General features: G+C 71.8%; 21 protein-coding genes and 2 pseudogenes. 8 read left to right on the forward strand and 15 right to left on the reverse strand.

Translation table 11 applies throughout. The features are described 5' to 3' along the window. Positions 1-213: pseudogene (locus tag KDL01_RS21035) on the forward strand (alpha/beta hydrolase fold domain-containing protein); the annotation flags it as partial. 75 nt (positions 214-288) lie between these two features. Here the strand turns inward: KDL01_RS21035 and KDL01_RS21040 are convergent. Both KDL01_RS21040 and KDL01_RS21045 read right to left on the reverse strand, forming a co-directional pair. Further along, a complete protein-coding gene (locus KDL01_RS21040) occupies positions 289-798 on the reverse strand; it encodes a hypothetical protein (protein ID WP_212530264.1) in 510 nt (169 codons plus the stop codon). 524 nt (positions 799-1,322) lie between these two features. Beyond that, positions 1,323-1,925: an AAA family ATPase gene (locus KDL01_RS21045; RefSeq protein ID WP_212530265.1), complete on the reverse strand. Its 603-nt coding sequence runs from the start codon at positions 1,923-1,925 to the stop codon at positions 1,323-1,325. Between the two features lie 106 nt (positions 1,926-2,031). On the opposite strand from KDL01_RS21045, the gene KDL01_RS21050 reads away from it, so the two are divergent. Beyond that, on the forward strand, positions 2,032-2,634 hold the full coding sequence (locus tag KDL01_RS21050) for a hypothetical protein (RefSeq protein WP_212530266.1): 603 nt from the start codon (positions 2,032-2,034) through the stop codon (positions 2,632-2,634). Between the two features lie 17 nt (positions 2,635-2,651). Here KDL01_RS21050 and KDL01_RS21055 read toward each other — a convergent pair whose 3' ends face one another. Next, positions 2,652-4,157, reverse strand: a complete 1,506-nt coding sequence (locus KDL01_RS21055; RefSeq protein WP_212530267.1) for an MFS transporter — start codon at positions 4,155-4,157, stop codon at positions 2,652-2,654. Between the two features lie 200 nt (positions 4,158-4,357). On the opposite strand from KDL01_RS21055, the gene KDL01_RS45370 reads away from it, so the two are divergent. Beyond that, positions 4,358-4,774 (forward strand): LapA family protein, encoded by a 417-nt coding sequence (locus tag KDL01_RS45370; RefSeq protein WP_212530268.1) that lies wholly within the window; start codon positions 4,358-4,360, stop codon positions 4,772-4,774. Between the two features lie 26 nt (positions 4,775-4,800). Here the strand turns inward: KDL01_RS45370 and KDL01_RS21065 are convergent, their stop codons facing one another. From KDL01_RS21065 to KDL01_RS21075, 4 genes are all read right to left on the reverse strand, one after another. Then, positions 4,801-5,070 carry an acylphosphatase gene (locus KDL01_RS21065; protein ID WP_212530269.1) on the reverse strand — a complete coding sequence of 90 codons (270 nt, stop codon included), beginning with the start codon at positions 5,068-5,070 and terminating at the stop codon, positions 4,801-4,803. Positions 5,071-5,283: 213 nt separating this feature from the next. After that, positions 5,284-5,358: a 50S ribosomal protein bL37 gene (locus KDL01_RS46800; RefSeq protein WP_438801976.1), complete on the reverse strand. Its 75-nt coding sequence runs from the start codon at positions 5,356-5,358 to the stop codon at positions 5,284-5,286. An 89-nt stretch (positions 5,359-5,447) separates the two neighbouring features. Beyond that, complete coding sequence (locus KDL01_RS21070; protein ID WP_307846473.1) at positions 5,448-7,817, reverse strand: FUSC family protein; 2,370 nt, start codon at positions 7,815-7,817, stop codon at positions 5,448-5,450. Positions 7,818-8,002: 185 nt separating this feature from the next. Further along, entirely contained in the window at positions 8,003-8,929 is a 927-nt protein-coding gene (locus KDL01_RS21075; protein WP_212530270.1) for a LysR family transcriptional regulator, read from the reverse strand. A 130-nt stretch (positions 8,930-9,059) separates the two neighbouring features. On the opposite strand from KDL01_RS21075, the gene KDL01_RS21080 reads away from it, so the two are divergent. Next, on the forward strand, positions 9,060-10,313 hold the full coding sequence (locus KDL01_RS21080) for an MFS transporter (protein WP_212530271.1): 1,254 nt from the start codon (positions 9,060-9,062) through the stop codon (positions 10,311-10,313). A 54-nt stretch (positions 10,314-10,367) separates the two neighbouring features. Here KDL01_RS21080 and KDL01_RS21085 read toward each other — a convergent pair whose 3' ends face one another. After that, positions 10,368-11,252, reverse strand: a complete 885-nt coding sequence (locus KDL01_RS21085) for a pirin family protein (protein WP_212530272.1) — start codon at positions 11,250-11,252, stop codon at positions 10,368-10,370. A 144-nt stretch (positions 11,253-11,396) separates the two neighbouring features. Between KDL01_RS21085 and KDL01_RS21090 the strand changes: the two genes are divergently transcribed. Together KDL01_RS21090 and KDL01_RS21095 are read left to right on the forward strand one after the other, a co-directional pair. Beyond that, positions 11,397-11,906, forward strand: a complete 510-nt coding sequence (locus KDL01_RS21090; protein ID WP_212530273.1) for a MarR family winged helix-turn-helix transcriptional regulator — start codon at positions 11,397-11,399, stop codon at positions 11,904-11,906. 462 nt (positions 11,907-12,368) lie between these two features. Next, positions 12,369-13,784 (forward strand): arabinofuranosidase catalytic domain-containing protein, encoded by a 1,416-nt coding sequence (locus tag KDL01_RS21095; protein WP_368861617.1) that lies wholly within the window; start codon positions 12,369-12,371, stop codon positions 13,782-13,784. Positions 13,785-13,967: 183 nt separating this feature from the next. Here the strand turns inward: KDL01_RS21095 and rpsA are convergent. The 4 genes and pseudogenes from rpsA to KDL01_RS21115 form a co-directional block, all read right to left on the reverse strand. After that, positions 13,968-15,293: pseudogene (gene rpsA, locus KDL01_RS45375) on the reverse strand (30S ribosomal protein S1); the annotation flags it as partial. A 1,154-nt stretch (positions 15,294-16,447) separates the two neighbouring features. Then, complete coding sequence (locus KDL01_RS21105) at positions 16,448-17,275, reverse strand: trypsin-like peptidase domain-containing protein (RefSeq protein ID WP_212530275.1); 828 nt, start codon at positions 17,273-17,275, stop codon at positions 16,448-16,450. 86 nt (positions 17,276-17,361) lie between these two features. Beyond that, on the reverse strand, positions 17,362-18,837 hold the full coding sequence (locus KDL01_RS21110) for a condensation domain-containing protein (RefSeq protein ID WP_212530276.1): 1,476 nt from the start codon (positions 18,835-18,837) through the stop codon (positions 17,362-17,364). A 228-nt stretch (positions 18,838-19,065) separates the two neighbouring features. Further along, entirely contained in the window at positions 19,066-19,602 is a 537-nt protein-coding gene (locus tag KDL01_RS21115) for a hypothetical protein (protein WP_212530277.1), read from the reverse strand. 473 nt (positions 19,603-20,075) lie between these two features. On the opposite strand from KDL01_RS21115, the gene KDL01_RS21120 reads away from it, so the two are divergent. Then, positions 20,076-20,990, forward strand: a complete 915-nt coding sequence (locus KDL01_RS21120; protein ID WP_212530278.1) for a lactate/malate family dehydrogenase — start codon at positions 20,076-20,078, stop codon at positions 20,988-20,990. 26 nt (positions 20,991-21,016) lie between these two features. On the opposite strand, the gene KDL01_RS21125 is transcribed toward KDL01_RS21120, so the two are convergent. From KDL01_RS21125 to KDL01_RS21135, 3 genes are all read right to left on the reverse strand, one after another. After that, positions 21,017-22,441, reverse strand: a complete 1,425-nt coding sequence (locus KDL01_RS21125; RefSeq protein WP_212530279.1) for an aminotransferase-like domain-containing protein — start codon at positions 22,439-22,441, stop codon at positions 21,017-21,019. Positions 22,442-22,596: 155 nt separating this feature from the next. Next, the gene (locus KDL01_RS21130) at positions 22,597-23,037 is read right to left on the reverse strand and encodes an Lrp/AsnC family transcriptional regulator (protein ID WP_212530284.1); all 441 of its coding nucleotides are present in this window, start codon (positions 23,035-23,037) and stop codon (positions 22,597-22,599) included. 41 nt (positions 23,038-23,078) lie between these two features. After that, on the reverse strand, positions 23,079-24,491 hold the full coding sequence (locus tag KDL01_RS21135; RefSeq protein WP_212530280.1) for a transaminase: 1,413 nt from the start codon (positions 24,489-24,491) through the stop codon (positions 23,079-23,081). Between the two features lie 207 nt (positions 24,492-24,698). On the opposite strand from KDL01_RS21135, the gene KDL01_RS21140 reads away from it, so the two are divergent. After that, a partial coding sequence (locus KDL01_RS21140) for a serine/threonine-protein kinase (RefSeq protein WP_212530281.1) occupies positions 24,699-25,749 on the forward strand: 1,051 nt, incomplete at its 3' end.

Below are 25,749 nucleotides of genomic sequence, written 5' to 3' on the forward strand. Positions count from 1 at the left end.
CTCCACCACCTCCCCCCGACGGCCGTCATGCTGTCCGAATACGACGACCTGCGCGCCTCCGGCGACCTGCTCATCCGCCAGCTCCAGGAATCCGACGTCCCCGTCCGCTCCCACCTCGCCGCCGGAATGCTCCACGGCCACCTCAACCGCAACGCCTCCCTCAAGGAAGTGGACCGCTCCCTCGACTTCTTCGCCGAGGTCCTGCGCGGCTGACGGGCGCGGCTGACGGCACGTCACCCGGCGAGGCCGAACCACGGGCGCGTCACATGGATGCGTCACATGGGCGCGTCACGCCGGCGGATCGTCCCGGAACGTCTCCGACTTCAGGCCCCTGGCGCGCCAGCGGGTCGCGGTGAGCTCCGGCCGTGGCCGGGCCGGCTTCGGGACCCATCCGGATCGTCTCGTGTCGACAGGAGCTTCGTCCCAGTCCGCGATCAGGGCGAACGGCGCGGGCGGGCTCTGCCGCTCCTCGCCGCAGTCCTCGCGGGTCACCAGGTCCGGGAGGAAGCGTGCCTCTTGGGCGACGTGGCAGTCGTCCGCTCGACAGGCGACCAGGGCGGCGCATCCTTCGCAGGCAAGGCATGGCCGTTGGCCGCTAAGCGACCAACAGCCGATCAAGACCCGCTCGTAAACGAACCGCACTCCCCGTAGATCGCCGGGTGCGAGCACGAAGGAACCCGCGACCCGCTCGCTCCCGACCTCGGCCTCATCGATCGCGTATGTGCCGGGCTCGAGCAGCGTGGGGTTAAGGCGATGATGATCGAGCATGAATGGGTGCGGCTGCGTCGGGAGATCCACGAGCCGCAGCGGCGCACTCAGTACCGATCCGCAGCCCGCACACCGAAACCGCTCCACGGGGCGAGTATCACACCCGAGATCTCGACCGGCATCTGAATTACCCTCAGCCCGCCCACCTGCGCGAATCCGTCTCCATCGGGAGGGGACGCGAGCTCAGTCACGCGGTGTCCGTTGCGCAGGCGGCTCAGTCGACGGCGGATCCTCCACCCGGTACGGCGACCCCACGGATGCCGCCAATCGCCCGCCCGGGGACTGATCCCACTCCGCTCGACGGTTGAGTTCTCCCACTCTCCGCGAGTGCGCGTCCACAGTCGTCCGTGCGCTTCTCGGAGTCGGCTGACGCTGTTGTGACCGGCGGACCTGGTTGGCCCGAGCGCACGCGAGCAGCCAGCGCACTACGAACACGAACACGGCGAGAGCCACGCCGGCGATCGGCGGATTCATTGATGCGCCACCACCCCTCGACGGCACGCAGCCTACGAGCTACGTGATGATCCGTCAGGGGCTTTGCCGAAACGCAATACTTATGAGGCTACGCCGCGTTTGCCCGGAACCGTCGGCAGCGACGGGCGTTCGGTGAAGCCGGGCTGAGGCGGGCGCGGAGCGGTGAGTAGCGTGGTGTCGGCCAGGATGCGCTGCACGGTCGCGTCCAGCGAGCTTTCCGGTCCGATGATCCGCTCGATCGCGTCGGGCAGCACGTCGGCGGCGCGGTACCACTCGCGCATGTCCTGCGGGGTCCAGTCGTCGCAGTTCGGCTTGGTCCAGTGGCGCTCGAGGGTCGCCTCGTAAGGGATGTCGAAGTAGTACGCGCACGTCGCGCCGGCGTGGTCGCGGATCAGGGCTGTGAGCATCCGGCCGTAGTGCTCGGCGTAGAGGATGCCCTCGAGTACGACGTGAATGCCCTGATCCAGGACGTGCCTGACCATGACGTCGAGCAGGCCGACGTTGACCGCGCCGACCACGTCGCGTTCGCGGAGGATCTCGCGGCGGACCAAGTCCTGGGGGACGAGGGCGATCCCCCGGCCGTACGCGGCCCGCAGCCTGGCGGCGACGGTGCTCTTGCCGCTGCCGGAGTTGCCGCGCAGGATGATCAGCTGCGTCGAGGTCGAGCCGGTCGGTGTGGGCATGGGTGCTCCTCGGCGGGATGGTCGGCGGATTGTCGGCGGGACGGGGATGACGGTCTGCTGCGGTACGCGGCAACGGGCGACGCAGCCCGGGCGGGATTAAATTGTCATGATGGGGCAAAGTGCTACTTTTCCGGCGAGCGGGTCCGCGGCCTTCTGCGTGGACCACCTCAGGCGGCTGCCCGAGGAGGTGCACACCGCCTACGTCGAGGAGCTCGGGGTCTCGGAGCGCTCGGCGCTGCTGTCCTGGCTCGGGTTCACCGGGACGTTCGCGGTCGCGCGCGGGGTCACGCACAGTATCCGGTCCGGGCGGGGGCCGTTCCGGGACGTCAGCACGGGTGGCGTGCACCTGCACCACTACCTGTGGGGCATCGCGATGCTGACGGGGGTCGGGGCGATCGCGGTGCACGGGGAGGACGAGCGGCGGAGGCATCCGAGTGTGGCGCTGACGTACGGGATGGGGCTCGGGCTGATCATCGACGAGTTCGCGCTGCTGGTCGACCTCGAGGACGTCTACTGGTCGCGCAACGGGCGGATCTCGGTCGAGGTCGGGACGGGGCTGATCGCGCTGGGTGGGACGGTGCTGGCGGCGCTGCCGGTGTTGCGGCGGCTGGCGCGCAATCGGCGGCACGGGCAGACGGGGCGGCGTGCCGACGCCCGCACACGCACAAGCACAAGCACCGGCACCGGCACCGGCACCGGCACCGCGTGACGGACACCCCACCCGGCCTACTGCCGCGCCGCGAAGTCCTTGTCCCGGATCAGGGCGGCGGAGAGCACGGCGCCGGCCAGGGCGAGGACGGCGGTGACGGTGAGCAGGTTGTTCAGGGCGCCGGTGAAGCTGGTGCTGATCGCCTGCTGCAGTTCGGGGCGCAGCGCGGGCGGCACGACGTTGCTCGTGCCGCCGGACTGGCCCTCGCGGACGGCGTTGATGACCTGGTCGGTGTAGCCGGCCGCGGGGGTGTGGGCGAGCGCGTTGGTGAGGTTGTTGCGCAGCGAGGTGGTGAAGATCGAGCCGAGCGCGGCGATGCTGGTGGCGAGGCCGACCTGGCGGAAGGTGGAGTTGATGCCGGAGGCCATGCCGGCCCGGGCCGGCTCGACCACGCCGATCGCGGTGGAGGCGAGCGGGGGGTTGACGAAGCCCGCGCCGAGGCCGGAGACGATGAAGCCGGGGATCAGGTGGGTCCAGCTGCTGGTCGCGCCAAGGCCGCCCATCAGCAGCAGCCCGATGCCGACGGCCAGCAGGCCGGGTCCGATCAGCCAGCGCGCGGAGACGCGCTCGCTCAGCCGGCCCGCGATCGTGGCGGCCACCAGCATCGCCCCGCTGGAGACCAGCAGCCGGGTGCCGGTGCCGAGGGCCGAGTAGCCCAGGACGTTCTGCAGGTAGAGCACGAGGTAGAGCAGCATCGCGAACAGCGAGCCGTTCATCGCGAAGGCCGCGCACAGGCCGCCGACGAAGGTGGGCTTGCGGAACAGCGCGAGGTCGAACATCGGGTTGGGGACCAGGAGCTCGGTGAGCAGGAAGGCCACGAGCAGCACGCCGCCGGCGGTCAGCGCGACGAGCGCGCCGTCGTCGCCCCAGCTGCTCTCACCGGCCCGGATGAGCCCGTAGACCAGGCCCACCAGACCGCCGGTGAGCAGCGCGAAGCCGGGCAGGTCGAGCCGGCCGGGGTGCGGTGCGCGCGACTCGTCCAGCTTCCACAGCGTCACGCCCAGGGCGAGCACTCCGATGGGCACGTTGACCAGGAAGATCCCGCGCCAGCTGATCCCGGTGGTGATCACCCCGCCCAGGATCGGGCCGAGCGAGACGGCGATGCCGGTGATCGCGCCCCACACGCCGAACGCGACGCCGCGGTCCTTGCCGCGGAAGCTCTCGCCGAGCAGCGCCAGGGACGTGGCGAACATGATCGCGCCGCCGACGCCCTGGCCGGCCCGGGACAGGATGAGCATGAGCGGCGACTGGGCCAGGCCGCACAGCAGCGAGCCGGCGGTGAACACGACGAGGCCGATCGCGAACAGCCGGCGCCGGCCGTAGCGGTCGGCCAGCACGCCGGTGGTCAGCAGGCAGGAGGCAAGCGCCAGCGCGTAGGCGTCCACGACCCACTGCACGTCGCTGAAGCCCGCGTTCAGGGCGCGCTGGATGTCGGGCAGCGCGACCACCACGATGGTGACGTCCAGTAGCAGCATGAACGTGCCCACGCACACGGCGAGCAGCGTCCACCACTTCTTGTCCATGCGAATCCACCTCCCGGCTCCGCGCCGATACCCGGATACCGGCCCGGCCATGCGCGGCGCAGGGCCGACCGGCATGCTGGTGGGACCCGCATCCGGGATAAAACCGCTGAACATCGAACAAGACGTGTGAATGCGGGTAAGAGGGGTCGAAGGTCCGGTTCGAGCCGTGGACCGGCGACGCAGAGCGAAGGAGCCCGGACGTGAGCACGAACCCCGCGAACCCCGACGATCAGCGCCAACCGCTCGCGGGCAGCAAGGTACCGTCCCGCCATTCCCGGCTGGGCGGCATCTGGATCCTGCTCGTCCTCGGCGCCGCGATCCTGATCCTGCTGCTGGTGTTCATCCTGATGAACTCGCAGCACGTCCTCGTTCACCTCTACGGCGCACACGTGACCGCGCCGCTCGGGGTGGCGCTGCTGTTCGCCGCGGCGCTCGGAGTGCTGCTCGTGGTCGTGCCGGGCGGCGGGCGCATCCTGCAGCTGCGCCGGGCGACCAAGCGGCTGCACTCAGACCGCGAGCACCTGGCCGGCCGGCTCGACGACATCGCCGGCGCCCGGGCCGAGAACCCGGACAACCCCGAGGCCCCGACCGAGGGCGAGCAGCGGGGCAAGCGCTGAGGGATCAGGCGCTGAGGGATCGGGTCTCAGATCTCGATGGTGAAGCCGTCCAGGCCCGAGGGAGCCTCCTGATGGAGCTCGATCTGCTCGACCGTGGCGGCCGGCGGGCCGAGCCTGCTCCACGCGACCATCGCCTGGACGGCACCGGGCGCGCCCTCGAAGACGGCCTCGACGCCGCCGTCGGCACGGTTGCGCACCCAGCCGCTGACGCGGTGTTCGATCGCCTTGCGCCGACACGCGTCGCGGAACGAGACGCCCTGCACCCTGCCTGACACGATCACCCGGACGCGGTTCATGGGAGCCAGCCTAACCCGTACATCAGCGCTTTACCTGTCTGGTCCGTACCGATGCGGACACACCGTGCGCACGGGCACGAACGCGGGCGCGCACCGGCGCGCGGGAGGCAGGCGCGCGGGGGCAGCGGCCGAAAACGAACCGGCCCCCGATCCGCCCGCACAGGCGGGTGGCCGGGGGCCGGAGCCGAGCGCGGCTCGATGCGCGGCGCGCGATCAGGAGTTGGGGCGCTTGCCGTGGTTCGCCTTCTTCTTCCGGCGGGCACGCCTCTTGTTACCGGTCTTCGCCATCTCGCCACTCCTCGCTGTTGAAATTCACCAAGCATGCGGATCTTACTAGACGGCGTCGGACCTCGAAGCTGGATCCGGCCGCTTCCCCCTCAGCCCGCCAGCGGCTCGATGGTGGCGCGGGCGGCGGCCAGGCTGGGCTGGAGGCGGCGGGCGGCGTCGACGTGGTCGCCGGTCCAGATCATCCGGACGGCGTTGGCGGTGGCGCGCCCGGCCTCGTCGCGCAGGTCGGCGCGGACGGAGGCGACGAGGCGGGCGGCGGCCTCGCGGTCGCGGGCGACCGGGGGCGGGAGCGGCACGTGCCGGTCGAGGCCCTCGGCCAGCTGCTGGTACCAGCGGGTGACGCGGTCGGTCCAGGCGAGCAGCTCGACCCGGGCGTCGACGCCCTCGCCGTTCAGGCGGGCGCGCCCGGCCTGGGTCCAGAGGGTGAGCACCGCGTCGGCGGCCAGGCGTAGCCCGACGACGCCCGTGACCAGCGTCGTCATGTCCGAGAGCGGCACGGGCTTGGCGCCGCGTTCGGCGAGGTAGCTGCGGAACGCGTCGTCGAGGCGTCGGGCCGAGGCCGCCGCCTGACGGCCCGTCTGTTCCGGCGGCTGGGCCGGGGTGTGGCCGCCGCCGCAGAACTCCAGGCCGTAGGAGACGGCGCCGGACAGGTACGCGGCGGAGTCCGCGTACGCCTCGGACAGGGCCTTGTCGACGGCGGCGGCGGCGCCGCGGGGCCAGAAGAACAGCGCGACCAGCAGGCTGACGGCGCAGCCGAGTCCGATGTCCTGCACCCGCAGCAGCACGATCCGCCAGTTCGGGTCCTGGCCGATGTTGAACAGGATCACCAGCGTGACGGTGAACGCGGCCTGACCGGCGGCGAAGGAGATCGCGGACGGGGCGATCCCGGCGATGAGGATGGCCACCGGCAGCAGGAACCACAGGGCGGTGCCGTGGTGGCCGATCAGCACCAGCAGGGCCGCGCCGACGACCGAGCCGACCACCGTTCCGGTCACGGCCTTGAGCGCGTTCTGTCCGGTGTTCAGGGCGTTGGAGCGCAGTACGGAGAAGGTGCCGAGCAGTACCCAGAAGGCGTGCTGGGCGCTGGTGACGTGCGCGAGCGTGACCGCGGCGCCGAGGCCGACCGCGCCGCGCAGGCTGTTGTGCAGCCACACCGACTGCGTCCGCAGGTGCGCCGCGGCCCGTTCCCAGGCCGCCGCCCACGCCCCGCGGTCACCGGCGTCGCCGGCGCTCCGGGCACCCTCGACGCCTTCGACGCCGACGTTCGCGAGGCCGGGCTCGCGGCCGAGCAGGCGTTCGGGCCAGCTGCGCTGCTCGCCCCGGGCGGCGAGCTCGACGTTGGAGGCGATCTGCACGGTGGCGAAGCCGAGCTCCTGGGCGCGGAAGGAGGCCTCGAGCACGCCCAGGAACCGGTGCACCAGCTCGAAGTCGTCCTCGGCGGGGCAGTACTCGGGCAGGTGCGCGGTGGAGTGGTGCACCATCTCGCCCATCGCCTCGCGCAGCATCCCGACCGCGCCGGCCAGGGTGCCGAGCTCGCCGTGCGGATCGTCGAGCAGATCAGCGGCCTGATCCAGCACGGCCGCGGCGGCCCGGCGGACGGTGTGCGCCTGCGGGTCGCCGCCTGGCATGTCCTCGGCCGCCACCGCCGCCGAGCTCTCCGCGACGATCGCGCTGAGCCAGGTGAGCTCGTCCACCAGCCGGACCAGGGCGCGCGAGCTCGCGGAGAGCCCGGTCGGGCGGTAGGGCGTGGCGTCGAACGCGCGGCGCAGGGCGACGGCGGCCGCGGCGGCCTCGTCCGCGCGCACCTGGCACCGCTCGCGACCCAGGGCGCCGTGGTCGCCGGCCAGCCGATCGGCGTCGGAGCGCAGCTGCCGGGCGGCGGTGCGGCACACCAGTGCCGCGGGGCCGCTGAGCGGGTCGGTGGCGGAGCGGGGCCAGAGCAGCGAGATCGCGAACAGGGACACGAAGGCGGCGAGCCCGGCGCCGGCCAGCCGGTCCGGGAGCTGGCCGAGCGGCGCGGGCGTGGCCACCGGCAGCACGAACGCGAGCAGCAGGGCCGTGGCGGATCCGGCCAGCACCGAGCTGACCACGCCGCTGAAGAGCACCACGAACACGACGACGACGGTGGCGAGCACGGCGACCCAGGACACCCGGGCCGCGAGCGTGCCCAGGCAGATCAGCACCAGCCAGGCCACGCCGAGGCCGAGTTGGGCGCGCAGGCGCTGCACCATCGGGCCGACGTAGTCGACGAACAGCAGCATCGAGATGGATCCGAACGCTGCGAAGCTCGCTATCGTCGGCTCGTGCAGCACCTCGAGGCACAGGGCGAAGAGCGCGGGCATGACCAGCGCGGTACGCCCGGCACGGCGGGTGGCCGCGAGGCCGGGGTCGTGCGCACGCAGCCATCCGAGGGCGCGTCCGAGTGCGGGTCGGCCGTTTCCGGCCGGACGCGGTGTCACCTGCGCGCACCTCCTGTGCCTGTTCCGAATCCGGCCGCCGGGGGGCGGCCGGGTCACTCGACGGTACGTGTCGACGCAGCGTTCTGTCTGCAGCACCGCCGGAACGACTGTAGAGGAGAACGCACACGCGGTGCGCCCGTTGCGTACGAGGTGCGGGCTGGGTACAGGCGAGGTACGGCTGGCGCTCAGACCCTCGCCCAGGCCGGGATCCAGGTCCCTGGGGCGTCGATCTGATGGGAGTTCAGGTGCTCGCGCAGGGTGATGAGCGCCGGGTGGCCGTTGTCGCGGTGCCACAGGAGCGTGTGCGGGTAGACCGGGGTCGGCGCTTTGATGGCGATGCGGCGCAGGCCCTGGTCGGCCGGCCAGACCAGGCGGGTCTGCTCGCCCACGAAGGTGGCCAGCGAACGGGAGTCGGCGACGGTGTCGAGCAGCGGCTCGGTGCCGAAGTCGGGGCCGGTGATCTCGATGGTGAGGCCGAACTCGGCGACCAGGGCGTCGTAGTAGGCGGCCCACTCCGTACCGGGAACGATGCCGGGCATCCAGATCCGATGCCCCGCCAGCTCGGCCAGGGTGACCGCGCGGGCGTCGGCGAGCGCGTGGGCCGGGCCGGTGAGCAGGGCCAGCGGCTCGTCGTGGGCCCGGGCGGTGCTCACTCCGCCGGGCAGGCGCAGGCCGGGCATGGTGACGGCGCGGAACGAGGCGTCGATCGCGCCGGACAACAGGGCCTCGAGCGCCGCGTCGATGTCGAAGAGCGTGACCACGTCGAGCTCCACCTCGGGGTGGGCCTGGTGGAACGCGCGCAGCAGGCCGGAGGGGGCGAGGCGGCGGCCGATCACGTCCACGCGCAGCGCCCGGCGGCCGGGGCGGACCGAGGCGAGCGCCCGCTCCTCGGCCCGCAGCAGGTCGCGGGCGTGCGGCAGGAAGGCCTGGCCGTCGATGGTGAGCTTCGCTCCGCGCGCGGTGCGGGTGAACAGCCGCACGTCCAGGTCCTTCTCCAGGGCGGCCATCCGCTTGGACACGGCCTGCTGCGTGATCGACAGCTGCGCGGCGGCGTCCTGGAAGCGCCCCGCGTCCGCCACGGCCACGAAGGTGCGCACGACGTCGAGATCCACGCTCCGATCCTACGGACACAACCTGAGGTTGTGCGAAGCGACCCGGCAGTTGTTTGATCCGCACCCCGGTTTCCCGGTTCGATGTCCGGGGTCGGCGGACGGCCGGGCGGCGGGCGGAAGGGTGCGTGGGATGCGCGGGACAGAGCGGTCGGAGCGGAGACTGGGGCGGCGGTTCGGCTGGCTGTGGGCGGCGTACACGGTCAGCGCCTACGGTTCAGGGCTCGGATTCGGCGCGTTTCCGCTGATCGCGGTCCTGGTTCTGCACTGCGGCGCGGCGCAGGTGGCGGCGCTCGCGGCCTCCGGGCGGGCGGTGGGCGCGCTGATCGCGCTGCCGCTCGGCCCGTGGATGGAGGTGCGGCGCAAGCGCCCGGTGATGATCGCGATGGACCTGGCCCGGTTCCTCGCGCTGCTGACCGTGCCCGCCGCGTACGCGCTCGGCCTGCTGACCTTTGCTCAACTTCTCGTTGTGTCGATCGTCTGCGCGGCCGCCGACATCGCGTTCAAGACGGCCGGCGGCGCGTTCCTCAAGTCGCTGGTGCCGCCGGAACATCTCCTCGTCGCGAACGGCCGGTTCGAGTCGACCATGTGGACCTCGACGGTGGTCGGGCCGCCGCTCGGCGGCGCCGCGATCGGGCTGTTCGGCCCGGTGACCACGATCATCGCCGACGCCACGAGCTACCTGCTCTCGGCTCTGGGCATCAAGGCCGTCGGCGCGACTGAGGTACGCCGGGAACGCATCGCAGCGCCCCGAATGCGTGCGGGTGAGCTGCTCGAGGGCTGGCGCTACATCCTCGCCCACCCCACGCTGCGGCCGCTGTTCGCCAACGGCATCGCGGTCAACGGTCTGATCATGGCGTCGGAGCCGCTGATGGCCGTGCTGCTGCTCGACCGGCTCGGCTTCGCGCCGTGGCAGTACGGCCTGGTCTTCGCAGCCCCCTGTGTCGGCGGCCTGCTGGGCTCACGGCTCGCGCGTCCGCTGGCCACGCGGTACGGACAGCACCGGGTGATGCGCGTCTCCGGCATGGCGCGCGCCTGCTGGCCGGTCGGGCTCGCGTTCGTCCAGCCCGGCGTACCCGGAATGGCGCTGGTGATGGTCGTTCAGTTCGGCCTGGTGACCTGCTGCGGCCTGTTCAACCCGCTGCTCGCCACCTACCGCCTCGAGTTCACCGCGCCCGAGCGCGTCGCCCGCACTCTGGCGGCGTGGTCGGTCAGCAGCAGCGCGAGCATCGCCCTGCTGACGGCGCTGTGGGGCGTGCTCGCGGACGCCGTCGGCCCGCGCGCCGCCATCGCCGCCGCCGGGGTACTGCTTCTGGCCACGCCGCTGCTCCTGCCCCGCCGCGAGAATGCGGCCGCGGAGCTCATCGCGTCGGCTTCGCCTTCGTGATCGAATCCTGAGTCTCGCGGAATTCGGCCGCTCGAATTCCGCAGGACCGAAAGATCACAGATGGCGCAGCCGGGCCTGGCGCGGAATCCTGCCGAAACGGCCCGCGTGGAAATCCCGGGCGGCCTGTTCGAGTTCGGCGGCGCTGTTCATCACGAACGGGCCGCCCATCGCCACCGGCTGCCGGATCGGCTCGCCCGAGTAGAGCATGACCACGCTCGGCGAGTCGCCGTCGGCCGCGGTGATCCGCGCGGTGGTGGCCTCGGCGCCGCGCACCGGGTCGGACCACCCGGTCTGCCCGGCCACCAGCGTGCGCGAACCGACCGAGACGCGCCCGGCCATGACGTAGCAGAACGCGCGGTCACGGCCGGGCACCGGGTGCTCGGTGGAGCGGCCCGGCTCCAGCGTGATCATCGCACCGGAGATCGGCCAGTGGGTGCGGGCCGGCCCGGACACGCCGCCGACCCGGCCCGCGACCACGTCCACCCGCACCCCGTCGCGCTGCACGATCGGCCGTTCGCCGGCCCGCAGGTCCTGGTAGCGGGTGTCCACCATCTTCTTCTTGCGCGGCAGGTTCACCCACAGCTGCAGCGTGTGCGCCCGCTCGTTGCGGAAAGCCAGTTCGCGGTGGATGATCCCGCTGCCCGCGGTCATCCACTGCACGTCGCCGGCGACGAGCGCGCCGGCGTGTCCGGCGTTGTCGCCGTGTTCGAGCACGCCGTCGACCACGGTGGTGACCGTCTCGATCCCGCGGTGCGGATGCCACTCGAAGCCGGGCGAGGAGAACCAGTCCTCGGCCAGCAGCAGGAAGGGGTCGGTGCGCTCGGGCCGCGGCGCGAAGATCAGGTTCTTGTCGTCGACCTGGGCGTCGGGGCCGAGGTGGAGGCGCTCATCGACCCGGTCGATCCTGCGGCTGACCGGCTTGCGCTGCGGCGTCGTCATGTACTGCTCCTTCGTCCACCGGCTGGATCGAGGCCGCCGGCGGTCGTCCAGAAAAAAGCTCAAGTTGATGCGTCACCTCAAACTGCTCCCCAATCTGCCACCGCGGTAGGTGATACGTCAACCTGATCCGGCTAGGCTGGGATCATGCCGACCCCGTCGACCCTCGCGCCCCGCCCCGTCGCCGCCCACGGCCCGCTCGACGAGCGGGAACTGGGCACCTGGCGCGCGTTCTTCCGGATGACCGAGCTGCTGCGCGGCCGCCTCGAGCAGCGGCTCGTGGCGCACAGCGGGCTCTCGAACGCGGACTACAGCGTGCTGGTCGCGCTCTCGGAGGCGCCCGAGGGCCGGATGCGCGCCTGCGTCCTGGGCGAGGAGCTGGCCTGGGAGAAGAGCCGGCTGCACCACCAGCTGACCCGGATGGCCGCGCGCGGCCTGGTCGCCCGCGAGACCGGGCCGGCCCGCTCGGCCTACGCCCGGATCACCGGCGGCGGCTTCGCGGCCCTGCGCGCGGCGGTGCCGCTGCACACCGCGGACGTGCGGGAGCTGTTCCTGGACCGACTCGACGCCGAGCAGGCCGGGCGGCTCGAGGAGATCTCCACGATCATTCTCCGAGGACTGACGAACTGCGCCGATACCGGTGACAACGCATCCTGATCAAGATTCGGATCCTGATTCCGATCACGAAGGGGCCGAAAAGGCGCCCGCGACCGCGCGGGCCGGGAAACCTTGACGTTACCCGAACCCCGGTCCATAGTAAGCGCCATCGTGTCGGCGAGAGCGCCCGCGTCTTCCTGAAGAATGTCGCGCGCGTTTTTTCTTCGACCGAAATGTTAGCGCTAACAATTGCACCACCCCGTTCCACCGGCGGATTTGCCCCGCCGGCGGTGCGGGGCGCGGACGACGCCGTCACAGCGCGCGTGACGGAGTCCGCGGATTCCAATCCTCACCCACCCTGGGTCGGCGGCAGCGACGCCCCGGCCCGAGGAGACTGGAAAGGAGCCCGCCTTGTCCCTCAGGCGAAGGCTTGGAAGCACCCGGCCGCGCAGGCTCGGCCTGCCGCGCCGCCTGCGCAGCGCGCTCGTCCCCGCCGTCAGCGCCCTGCTGCTGGTCGGCGGCATGGTGTTCGCCACCGCCGGCGCGGCGCAGGCCGCGACGTCAGAACCCTGTGACATCTACGCCGCCGCCGGCACGCCCTGCGTGGCCGCGCACAGCACCACCCGCGCGCTCTACGCCGCGTACGACGGAGCGCTCTACGAGGTCAAGCGCGCCTCGGACGGCACGAGTACCGCGATCTACCCGGTCTCGGCCGGCAGCTACGCCAACGCGGCGACGCAGAACTCGTTCTGCTCCGGCACCATCTGCACCATCACCGAGATCTACGACCAGTCCGGACGCGGCAACAACCTCAAGGTCGAGGGCTCGGGCGGCAACGGCGGCCAGAACGTCGGCGCCATCGCCAACGCGCTGCCGGTCGAGGTCGACGGCCACGACGTGTACGGCGTCTACGTCTCGGCCGGGGTCGGCTACCGCGACGACTCCACCTCCGGCGTGCCCACCCGCAGCACCGGTCAGGGCGCGTACATGGTCACCAGCGGCACCCACTTCAACAACCGCTGCTGCTTCGACTACGGCAACGCCGAGACCAACAACGACGACAACGGCAACGGCCACATGGACGCCATCAACTTCGGCTCCGAGTGCTGGTTCTCGCCGTGTACCGGCAGCGGCCCGTGGGTCCAGGCCGACCTGGAGAACGGCCTGTTCGCCGGGGGCAACGGCTCGAACACCGCCAACGCCGGCAACTCCTCCGCCTTCGTCACCGCCCTGGTGAAGGACAACGGCACCAACACCTACGCGATCAAGGGCGGCAACGCGCAGTCCGGCAGCCTGTCCACCTGGTACAGCGGCTCACTGCCGACCACGGGCGGGTACGAACCGATGCACCAGGAGGGCGCGATCGTCCTGGGCACCGGCGGCGACGACAGCGACGGCTCGGTCGGCTCCTTCTTCGAGGGCGTCATCACCACCGGCTACCCGACCGACGCGGCGGACAGCTCGGTGCAGGCCAACGTGGTCGCGGCCGCCTACCACTCCATCAGCGTCAGCCTCACCTCCGGCTCGGAGTACAAGGTGACCAGCGTCAACGCCGGCACCGTGATGGACGACACCGACTGCGAGAGCGCCAACGGCACCGCCGTGGACCTGTGGGCCGCCCTGGGCAACACCTGCCAGGAGTGGGTCTTCACCAGCCTCGGCGCGAACGTCTACACCGTCAAGAACGTCAACAGCGGGACCATGCTGGACGCGACCGACTGCAGCTGGTCCGACGGCACCGCGGTGGACCTGTGGGCCTCGCTGGGCAACACCTGCCAGGAGTGGCAGGTCGTCCCGGACGGCTCGTACTACTCCCTGGTCAACGTGAACAGCGGCATGGTCCTCGACGCCGTGGACTGCGGTACCGCGAACGGCACGAAGGTGGACGAGTGGCAGGCCTTGAACAACTCCTGCCAGGACTGGAAGATCGCCTCCTGACCCGGCACGCGGCGGCGGTGGGGAGAGCATAGACCCCGCACGTGTCCTCCACGCGGATCCGGCACGGGAACTCAGGCCCGTGCCGGGTCCGCGGCCGCCCGGCAGAACTCACGCCCCGGCGGACTCCACGTTCTGCTCCACCTCGGTGGCCTGCGGCGCTTCGGTGGCCGGCGAGGGCTCGACGGCCTTCGCCGCTTCGGCGATCCGCCGCTGATGCCGTGCGTAGAGCTGCTCCGCGGCCGCATACCGCGCCTCCCAGGCCGCGCGCTCGGCGTCGTGGCCCTCGAGCCACTCCCCCGCCTCGGGGTCGAAGCCGTCCGGGTAGACGAACTCGCCCGCGGCGTCGTACGAGGCGACCATGCCGTACAGGGTCGGGTCGAATTGGTCGGCGGTCGGATCGCCGGTCAGCCCCACGTCCGCCTGCTTGATCGAGAGCGAGATCCGACGCCGCCTCAGATCGATGTCGACGATCTTGACGAAGACCTCTTCGCCGACCCGGACGACCTGGTCCGGCAGCTCCACGCGCCGCTCGGCCAGCTCGGAGATGTGCACCAGGCCCTCGATGCCCTCGTCCACCCGGACGAACGCGCCGAACGGCACCAGCTTGGTGACCCGGCCGGGCAGGACCTGGCCGATCGGGTGGGTCCGGGCGAACTGCTGCCACGGGTCTTCCTGGGTCGCCTTGACCGAGAGCGAGACCCGCTCGCGGTCCATGTCCACGTCCAGGACCTCGACCGTGACCTCCTGGCCGACCTCGACGACCTCGGAGGGGTGGTCCACGTGCTTCCAGGACAGCTCGGACACGTGGACCAGACCGTCGACGCCGCCGAGGTCCACGAACACGCCGAAGTGGACGATCGAGGAGACCACACCGGAACGCACCTGGCCCTTGAGCAGGGTGGTGAGGAAGAACTGGCGCACCGCGGACCGGACCTGCTCGAGCAACTCGCGGCGGGACAGGACCACGTTGTTGCGGTTCTTGTCCAGCTCGATGATCTTGGCCTCGAGCTCCTTGCCGACGTAAGGCTGCAGGTCGCGCACGCGACGCGTCTCGACCTGCGAGGCGGGCAGGAAGCCGCGCACCCCGATGTCGAGGATCAGTCCGCCCTTGACCACCTCGATGACGACGCCGGTGACGAAGCCGTCATCCTCCTTGATCTTCTCGATCGTGCCCCAGGCGCGCTCGTACTGGGCGCGCTTCTTGGACAGGATCAGCCGACCGTCCTTGTCCTCCTTCTGCAGGACCAGCGCCTCGACGTGGTCGCCGACTGCCACGACCGCGTGCGGATCGAGGTTGTTCCTGATCGAGAGCTCATGGGCCGGGATGATGCCCTCGGTCTTGTAGCCGATGTCGAGCAGGACCTCGTTGTAGTCGACGTGGACGACGGTGCCGTCCACGATGTCGCCGTCCGCGAAGTACTTGAAGCTCGCGTCGATTGCGGCGAGGAGGTCTTCGGTGGTTCCGACGTCGTTGATCGCCACATGCGGGATCGGCTGTGGCCAGTCCATGTTGGCCAGGAGTCGGCCAGCGAGGTCGTACGCCTCGCCGACCGACTCCCGGAGCGGATGATCCTCGCCGGTGTATCCGCGCAACTCCTGGGAGATTCGTGCCAGTGAGCGATGCGCCTCGGCGATCAGATCCCTGCTCCACTGCGCACGCGCGTGTTCGAGCCAGGCGAGGGCGAGGTTGATCCGCGCGTCGAGCACGAAGGGTGAGTGCGGTCCGAAACGCCGCTCGCACATCGACACCAGTGCGCGCAGGGCGAGTGCGGCCTCGGCGAGCTCACCCTGCGCGTTCACCGCCCGTGCCACCTCGACCTGCGCGGTCGCGGAAGCGAGGGCGAGCGTGGCGGCCAGTCGAGAGGCCTGATGGTCCTCGTCATGCCGGGCGGCCCAGGGTTCGAGGTCGTCGCTCAGGATCTTCAGCCGCCGCGCCGCGTGCTGCATCCGTTCCGGCGAGCCCTCGTCCCGGGCGAGCTCGAACTGCGCCACCGCGGCCGTGACGGTGGCGGCGAGCGCGTGCGGATCACGGGCACCCAGCACCGCGCAGAGCCGGAAGGCGGTGATGACGAGGACGTCGGTGACTGCCTCACAGCGCGGATACGCGTGCTGCGACCTGGCGACGGCGAGCTGTGCGCCGGCCAGGTTTCCCACCCGGATCAGCGCTTCGGGGTCGTCCCGGTGGAGTTCGGCGAGTCTGCGGCTGGTGGCCACGGACAGCCGTCGGGCGGTCGCGGCCATCTCGGCGGAGTCCGCACGCCGACAGCTCACGTCGAACAGGACGTGCGCCGCGGAGACTTCGGCCACGGCCGTGACGCTGCGCGAGGAGACAGCGCAGGCCCGGCGGGCCCACCCCTCGGCCTCCTGCAGCAGGCCGCGGCGCAGGCAGAAGCGCGCCACGTCGACCATGGTCCGACAGAGCAGATCCCGCTCGTCCCCCTCGGCCAGCAGCCCGAGGGCATCGAGGCGGATCGCGAGCCGAGTCAGGGCGGGGATCTCGACCGGGGCGTCGTCATGGGTCCCGAAGGACTTCTCGAACGCGTCGCGGAACCTGCCCAGCTCGGCCCACACGGCGGCGTTGTCCGCGAGCGAGTTGCCGGGCTCTCGATCGAGCAGGCCGAGCAGCCCCACTGTCAGGAAGTTGAGGGAGAGTGGCATCGGCGTCACCGCACCTCCCTCGACGCGCCGCCGGACCCGGCGACCTGCTTGGCGAGTTGCAGCATCATGATCTTCACCGGCTCCGCCTGCAGCAGGCCCCGCTCCACCCGCTCCTCGAGCCACTGTGCGCGGGCGGTGGCCTCGTCCAGCTGGTCCTGCCACGGTGCGCGCTCCGGCACCGGGCTCGGCGTGTCGGCCGAGTCGGCGTCCAGGCCGTCCTCGGAGGTCAGCACCTTCATCAGGTGCCCGACGTCGAAGCAGTCGAAGTGCTCCGCCACCGCCTTCATGGTCGCGGCGAACAGGACGTCGGTGGCGCCGTCCACCTCGGGCGGCCGCGCGCCCTGGCCGAGGAAGACGCCGATCAGGGCCCTGTCGCCGACGACGCGTTCGACCGGGCTGCCCGCATAGCCCGCGTACGGCCCGCCGCCGTGGTCGCACCGCAGCTGCAGGGCCTTGAGGGGCGCACCGTCCCGACCCGGGTAGAGCACGTCGGCGCGGTCGACGTAGCCGGTGAGGAACGAGGCGCCGCCGCCGGGCCGGTAGGGGTTGAGCCAATAGTCCTCGAGGACCGCGACGTCGGCGGTGGGCAGGTCCACCGGCGCGTCGCGGGGCTTGGTCAGCTCGATCAGCGCGAGGTCGACCTGCGGCTGCGGGCCGTGGATGCGGCCCTCGACCACCAGTCCGTCGGCGCAGTGCAGCTGGACCGTGTCGTCCGCCTCGACTCCGCGCAGGCACTCGCGGGCGGTCAGGACGTAGCGCTGCATGATGAAGAAGCCGGCCCCGACGCACGATCCGCCGTGGTGGATCTCGACCCAGTATCTGCTCGGGGGCATCCGCGGCCGCCCTCCGCTCTTCGCGCTCCGTGCGCACCGACGGGCCCTGGCCCCGATTGTTGCGATGGTAGTACCCGGCGACGCCGTCAGGAGGCGAAGTCGGCGGATTGCCTCACGCCCGTGGCAGCGAGCGGGTCGAGGGCCGCCTGCACGGCGATCTCCTCCATTGCCCGGACGAACCGCTCGACCTGAGGCGGCGCCAGATGGCGGGTGTCGGCCCAGACCGCGAGGAACACCGCGGGCTCCGGCTCCGACCGTTCTGACTGTTCTGACCGTTCCGACGTCTGTTCCTCGGACGTCGGGCGCGGCGGCGCGTTGAGGTCGGGACCTGAGTCCACCTGGAGGAAGAGGGTGGCGTCGAAGACGGGCTGCTTGCGGTCCCAGTGCAGGGTGGTGCGAGCGAGCGCGGCGCGCAGTTCGTCGTCGGTGGGCGGCGGCGCGCCAGGTTCGAGTTCGGCGTCCCTGCGGCGGTCGTTGACGAAACAGGAGACGTCGATCCGTTCCCCGCGCTCCTGGGAGAGCCGGTCGAGCATGGCTCGGTGGGCCGCCGGGTGGAAGTAGCCGTGCAGGGCGCCCGCGGTGACGGCCTTCCACGCGCGGCCCACCACCTCGTCGAAGGGGACGTCGCCGACCTCGACGACGCACAGTCCGGGCTGCGAGATCTGGCCGACGAGGTCGCCGAGACCGGGTCTGAACCGGTTGCTCACCACGGTCTGCGCCACGCTCGGCTGGATACCGGTGACGCGGGCGAGCGCCACCGCGTAGGCGGCGAGCAGCACGTGCGTCGTGTTCGTCTCGGTGCGCGCGGCGATCCGCTGCAACGCCAGGTGCAGTGCCGGGGAGTAGCAGCACAGTTCCCAGAAGCGGGGCTCGAGGCCCTCGCCCGGAGCCGGAAACCGCTGCGTCGGGATGCGGCGCAGCAGACCCTCCCAGTAACGCAGGGATTTGTCACTCGCGCGCCGCCCGGCCGCGGTGGCCTGGATCCGGGCCAGCTCCAGCGGGGACGGGCCGGGCACCGGAGGGTAGGGCGCGCCGGCTTCGAGGTGGGCCAGGTCGCGCACCATCGCGTCGATGCCGCCGCCGTCCACGGCCAGATGGCAGTACTGCACGACCATATGGGTGACCTCGCCAGCCTGCCGGACCACGCCCATCCGTACCGGCCACTCGTTCGGGTAGTCGAACGCGGGCGCCTCGAACTCCACCCGCAACGCTTCGGCGGCAGCGGCGGCAGCGGCGGCACCCGCGCCATTCCCGTCGTCCGCGTCGTCCACGTCGAGTACGTGCAGCGCGATCTCGCCGGACTCGGCCACCACCTGGCGCGGCTCCGGCATGAAGCAGATCCGGGTGCGCAGGCCCGGGTGCCGGCTGATCCAGAACCGCAGCATCCGCGTGATGCGTTCCACGCTCGTGCCCGGCGGCATCGGCAGCGCGCCGCCGATGTTGAGGGTGCGCCCGGTCCGCTGGATCGTGTGCCAGATCTCCTGCTGACCCCAGGTCAGCTCGCCGACGCCGCCGCCCTCGCCCTGGAAGCCGATCGCGACCGTGCTCCGCACCACGCCCATGTCCGCACCGCCCCTTCGGGCCGCCCACCGGCCCCTCAGGAAGCTGACGAACCCGCGGTGGGCTGTCAATTCTGATCTCGGCGGCCCGGGCGAGGCGCATGTCACCACCGCGCGGGGCTGAAAGTTTCGAAGGATCCGCCGCCGGCGCACGGCACGTACCCGCAACGATGACACGCGCCCGGAGCCGAGGCTCCGGGCGCGTGCCGCGCACACGTGGGTGCGGCCGGTTTAGAGACCGGTGCCCAGGATGCCGGTGCCGCCGATCAGGCCGCCCGCGCCCTCGCCGTTCTCGGAGTTGCCCGAGCCGGCGCCGTCACCGGCGTTGTGCTCGGAGGACGAGCTGCCGGCGCCCCAGCTGCCGTGGCTGTCGTTGCCGGCCTGCGACGAACCCTGGTTCGAGGTGCAGGAGTCGTCCTGGACCTCGGTCGTGGTGTTGCCGTTGGCCAGCACGTTCAGGTTGGCGTGCTCGAGCAGGTGGTTGAGCGCGAGACCGATCGGGACCGCGCCGATCAGGCTCTGGGCGGTGAGGTCCTTGAGCGTGCCGTCCGCGGCGCAGCCGACGTTCGGCGAGACGTCGGTGTTGTTGAGCAGGTTGACCGGGATCAGGCCGGCCTGGGTCAGCTGGTTGTCGCTCCCGCCGTGCTCGTGCCCGTGCTGGTGGGGGGCGGGCGGCTGGCAGCCGCACGCGAACGCGGCCCCGGCCGCCCCCATGACGGCCGCGGTCGCCAGCACGGCGACGGTGGAGGCCTTCTTCAAGATTGCCATGTGCGAATTCTTCCTATCGGATTGACATGCTTTCTGCGGGCTCGGACCTGGAGTTCGGTCGGCCCAGCAGTTCCCGGACTTGCCCCGTGTGGCGATAAGGTACACCGAGCGTGAGGGTCCTGGGGAACCAGCACCGCGCAATGGGCGATTCGCCACCCTGATGCTTTTTCGACACCGTCTCCACCTGCGGTGAAGCATATGCACGATGGTCGGATCACGAGTGATTGAACCATCGGATAAATGCGCTGAATGACGAGCCGGGCACCGCCCCGAACCGGAAAATACACCCGCCCGAGGGAAAGCGGACGGGCCGGTACGGAATGCACTGAGAGCTATCAGAAATAAAATCAGAGCACTGTCTACCGCGAGCACCCCCGTCGACGCGCGCGCACCCGCGTGTCTAGACTGGCTCGCTGAGCGCCTCCCCGCCGCATGCGACACCCGCGAACACCCGCGAAGGAAGCCACTGATTCATGAGAGTCGTCATCATCGGCGGGGGCGGCGGGGTCGGCTCCGCCGCCGCCTTCTGCCTGGCCACCGCGCCCGAGGAATTCGAGCTCATACTCACCGACAACCGGCCGCACATGATCACCAGCCACGTGATGGACCTGGAGAACGCGGTCGCCCTCGCCCCCGGCGCGTCCACCGTACGCGGCGGCACCCTCGCGGACGCAGCGACGGCGGACGTGGCCGTCTGCTGCGCCTCGGCCCCGCTGCGGCCCAACAGCACCCGCGCGGTCTACCTGGAGGACAACCGCCGGATCCTGGCCGCCACCCTCGACGAACTGCGCGCGACCGGCTTCCGCGGCGTGCTGCTGCTGCTCACCAACCCGGTCGACCCGCTGCTGACCTGGCTCTACCGCCAGGGCTGGCCGGACCGCAAGCGGCTGCTCGGCTACGCCCTCAACGACAGCCTCCGGCTGCGCACCGCGATCGGCGCCGTACGCGCGGCCCATCCCCGCGACGTGGACGCCTGGGTGGTCGGCGAACACGGCGCCGGGCAGGTCCCGCTGTTCAGCCGCGTCACCGTGCACGGCGAGCCGGCGCACCTCGACGACGCGGAGCGCGCCGCCGCCCGCGAGTACCTCGACACCTGGTACGTACGCCACGTGGCGCTCGACTCGGGCCGCAGTTCGACCTGGTCCAGCGGCCTGGGCGCCGCGCGGATGGTCCGAGCCCTGAGCGCGGACGCCGAGACCGTGCTGCCCGCCTGCGCCGTACTCGAGGGCGAATACGGCGTGCACGGGGTGGGCGTGGGCGTGCCCGTGGCGATCGGGCGCGGCGGCCTGCGTTCCGTCGTGGAGTGGGACCTCGACGCCGAGGAACTCAGCGCCCTGCGCGCCTGCGCGCAGAACGTCGAGAGCCTCGCCACGGCCGTGACCGCTTGACCGTCTGACCGCTTGACCGCGGCCGGTCAGCCCCCGTCCCGGGCAAGCCCTCCGGCTTCTTCCAGCCCCTCGATCTCCTCACGCACGAACGCCGCGAGCCGGGTGACGCCCTCGGTGATGCGCTCCGGGTCGAGCACGCTGCAGGACAGCCGCAGCCGCCGCTCGCCGCCGCCCTGCGGGTAGAACCCCGCCATCGGGGTCCAGAGCACCCCGTGCCGCTCCGCGGAGCGCACCATCGCGGCGTCGTCGGCGAGGAAGGGCACCTGCACCACGGCGAAGAACCCGCCCTCCGGCCGGTTCCAGGCGATCCCGTACCGCTCGCGGAACTCGGCCGGGAAGGCCAGGTCGAGCTCGGCCAGAAGGGTCCGCATGTTGCGCGCGTAGAACCGCGTCGCGTCGGCGTTGGCCCGGCGCAGGCTCGCGTCGTGCCGCAGCAGCATCCCGCCGATCACGGCCTGGCTGAGCGACGGCGTGTTGACCGTCACCATGCTCTTGATCTTGGCGAGCTCGTCGGCGAGCAGCACCCGGCTGCCGTCGGGATACTCCACCGGCTGGTCGGCCACCACGTAGCCGAGCCGCGCGCCCGGGAAGCAGGTCTTGGCGAAGGAGCCGATGTAGACCACGCGCCCGTCCCGGTCCAGCGACTTGAGCGTGGGCCGCGCGGCGAAGTCGAGGGCGAAGAAGCCGTAGGGGTTGTCCTCGATCACGATCAGATCCTCGGCCGCGGCGGCCTCGAGCAGGCGCTCGCGGTCCGGCACCGGCATGCTGGAGCCGGACGGGTTGGCGAAGTCCGGCACCACGTAGAACGCGCGCGGCCGCCCGCCGCGCGCCCGCACCGCCGCGGCCGCCTCCCGCAGCGCCGCCACGTCCGGCACGTTGTCCGGCCCCTCGGCCACCGGCTCGTACGCGATGTCGAGCGTGCGCGCCGCCCCGGTGATGCCGATGTAGCAGGGCGAACTGACCAGCAGCACGTCCCGCGGCTCGGCGAACAGCGCCCGGAGCACGAGGATCATGCCCTCCTGCGCCCCGACCGTGAGCACCAGCGACTCCGGGTCGGCGTCCATCCCCTCGTCCACGGCCAGGCTGCGCGCCAGCAGCTCGTGCACGATCCCCTTGGTCCGGCCGTACTGGAAGATCTCGCTGCGCACCCGCGCCTCGTCCATCCCGCGCTCCTCGCGCAGGTAACGCAGGAAGGCGTCGTAGAACCCGTGCACCTGGTCCACGTCGAAGTAGCCCTCGTACGGCTGCCCGGGCCCGAACGAGATCGCCCGCGGATATCGGCCGGTCACCTCGTTGAGCAGGTTCATCGCGTCGAGCAGCGGGTCGGCGAGCGAGCCGTGCAGATCGCCCAGCCGCAGCACCGGCCCGCCCGTCCCTCCCGCCCCGCTCGGCGCGCCCGGCTGGTTCACTGCGATGCCCGCGCTCGCGGCGGCGGATGTGACGCTCGACATGCCGGTCCTCCCGAAGATGGTCGCGCCAGCGAGCGTAGGACAGGGTGCGTCGCATATCAAGGTTCGACAGCAGGGTCAGCAATCCAGCGTTACCGCAGTTCAACGCCGGGTTCGAGCCGGACGCCCACGCGCTCCGCGCCCCGCCCCCGTCCGCGCTACGGTACGTCCCAGACGAAGCGGTGCGTGTGGATCCCGAAGTAGGTGAAGGTCTCCACGTGCGTCACCCCGGGCACGGCCTTGATCCGGTCGTTGACGAGGTCGAGCAGCTCGGCCGGGCTGTGGCAGACCACTTCGACGAACAGGTCGAAGGAGCCCGCGGTGAGGACCACGTAGATCACGCCCTCGCAGGCGGCGACGGCGTCGGCTGCGGCGCGCACGTCGCCGTCGGCGCGCACGCCGAGCATGGCCATGGTGGGCAGGCCGAGGGCGATCGGGTCGGTGACGCCGACCACCCGTACGACGCCGGTGTCCACCAGGCGCTGGACGCGGGTGCGGGCGGCCGGGGCGGACAGGCCGACGGCGGGGCCGAGCTCGGCGTAGGAGGCGCGGCCGTCGCGTTGCAGCGCCCTGAGGATCTGCTTGTCGGTCTCGTCCAGCCGCGGCGCGGGCGCGGACGGCGGCGGCGGGGACGGGGCGGTCACGCGGCGGCGTCCGGGCCGAGCAGCAGGGCGACGGCCTCGGCGAACAGGCGGGAGTGCAGGTCGACGTCGGCCTCGGTGGTGGCCGGGGACATCAGGGCCATGTTGTGGAACGGGGTCATCAGGATGCCGCGGTTGGCCAGGTAGGTGTGCAGGTAGTCGTCGAGCTCCTGGTCGTGCACGGCGGCGGCCTCGGTGCCGGTGCGCGGGGCGGGGTCGGCGAAGCGGTACTCGACCCGGGCGCCGAGGCGGGTGACGGACCAGGGCAGGCGGTGGGTGCCGATGACGCGGGCGACCCCGGCCTCGAAGCGTTCGGCCAGCGCGTGCATGTGCGCGAACGCCTCCTCGGTGAGCACCTCGCCGAGGGTGGCGCACACGGCCGCGATGGACAGGGCGTTGCCGGCCAGGGTGCCGCCGACCCCGCCCATGTCGATCAGGTCCAGGTCCTCGCGGCCGAGCAGGCGGTCGGCGAGTTCGGCGGAAAGGCCGTAGGCGCCGGCCGGGATGCCGCCGCCGATGGCCTTGCCGATGGTGACCACGTCGGGCTCGAGGCCCCAGGCCCGGGTGGCGCCGCCGACCCCGGCGCAGAAGGTGTGGGTCTCGTCGATGATCAGCAGGCTGCCGTACCGGCGCGTCAGCTCCCTGACCCCCTCGAGGTAGCCGGGCTCGGGCAGCACGATGCCGATGTTGGTCAGGGCGGGCTCCATCAGCACCGCGGCGACGTCACCGTGGGCGAGCTCGCGGGCCAGGCCGTCGAGGTCGTTGAACTCCGCGACGCGGCTGGTCTCGGTGACCGCGACCGGCGCGCCGACGTTGCCGGGGCGCGGCGCGCCGCCCTCGGGCGAGGTGACGATGAGCGACTCGTCCACCGAGCCGTGGTAGCAGTAGCTGTTGACCAGGATCTTCGACCGGTCGGTGACGGCGCGGGCAAGGCGGATGGCCCAGCGGTTGGCGTCGGTGGCGGTGAGCGAGAAGGACCAGCGGGGCAGCCCGAAGCGCGCGGCCAGCTCGGCACCCGCGGCCTGGGCCTGCGCGGTCGGGAGCATGACGGCCAGCCCGCCGAGCTGCTCGACCCGGTGGCGTACGGCCTCGACGACGGGGGCGGGGCTGTGTCCGGCCATCGAGCCGGTGTCGCCCAGGGAGAAGTCGACGTACTCGTGGCCGTCGACGTCGGTCACGTGCGCGCCGCGCGCGGTGTCGAGGTAGAGCGGGAAGTGCGCGCAGGTCTTGTTCATCCAGGTCATCGGCACCCGGCCGAAGAGCGAGTCGGCCTCGGCGTACGCGGCGGCGGAGCGCGGGTTGCGCTCGGCGAACGCGGCCTGCTCACGCTCGAGCAGGGCGCGCAGCCGGTCGCGCTCGACGCGGGCGGCGCCGGTCACGCCGGTGGAGGAGGTGGAGTCGGTCGTGGACATGAAGGCCTGCCTTTTTCGGGACGGTCCCGGAAACCTACCAGCGGATCGAAAGTGGAACAAGGTCTTGGCGTTTGAATCGCTCGCTGCAGCACGCCGGGCTCCGCGCGCCGATACGATCCCTTGTCGTTCGCGGTCCTGACATACGGTCAGGCAGGGGCGCGGACGGCTGGGACGGGGACGGGCCCCGATCCGGGGAAGGAGCTGCGGGTGTCCACAAGCGACGAGGGCGAACTGATAGCCGGTCGGTACCGGTTGTCCTCCGAGCTGGGCCGCGGCGCGATGGGTGTGGTGTGGCTGGCCCGGGACGAGCGGCTCGGGCGGACGGTGGCGGTCAAGGAGCTGCGCGGCGGGGTGGGCCTGAGCAGCACTCAGCTGGAGCAGTCCAACCTGCGCGCCCGCCGCGAGGCGCGGATCGCGGCCCGGCTGCACCATCCGAACGCCGTCGCGGTCTTCGACGTGGCCGAGCACGCGGGGCGCCCGTACCTCGTGATGGAGTACGTCAGGGCCCGCACGCTCTCCGAGACCCTCGCCGAGGAGTCCTACCTGGATCCGGTGCGGGCGGCCGAGATCGGCGTGCAGCTCGCCTCGGCCCTGGCCGCCGCGCACGAGGCGGGCATCGTGCACCGGGACGTGAAGCCCGGCAACATCCTGCTGGGCGAGGACGGCAAGGCGAAGCTGACCGACTTCGGCATCTCCCGGGCCGTGGGCGACGCGACGGTGACCGGCACCGGCGAGATGCTCGGCACGCCGGCGTACGTCGCGCCGGAGGTGGCGCAGGGCCGCGCGGCGACCGCGTCCAGCGACGTGTTCTCCCTCGGCGCCACGCTCTACGCGGCGGTGGAGGGCGAGCCGCCGTTCGGCACCGGTCCGGCCGTGATGGCGCTGCTGCTGCGGATCGTGAACGGCGAGATGCGCCCGCCGCTTCGTAGTGGCCTGCTCACCGACGCGCTGCTGCGGATGATGCACAACGACCCGATGAGCCGGCCGAGCATGGACGCGGCCCGATACGAGCTGCAGTCGGTGGCCGGCAGTGCCCTGTCCCTGCCGAAGCAGTCCCCGACGACGCTGCCGAGCGCGCCGGCGACCTCGATGCGGATGCGCGCCCGGACGCCGGAGCCCGGGCAGCCGCCCGCCCCCGCGCCCGACCCGTCGCCGAAGTCCGCCGCATCCCTGGCCGACCGGCCGCCGCCCGGACGACAGACGCCCGGCCGGCAGACGCAGGCCTCGGACACCCGCGTCGACGCCGCCACGCCCGCCG

It is taken from the genome of Actinospica durhamensis, from assembly GCF_018139695.1.
Lineage (GTDB): Bacteria > Actinomycetota > Actinomycetes > Streptomycetales > Catenulisporaceae > Actinospica > Actinospica durhamensis.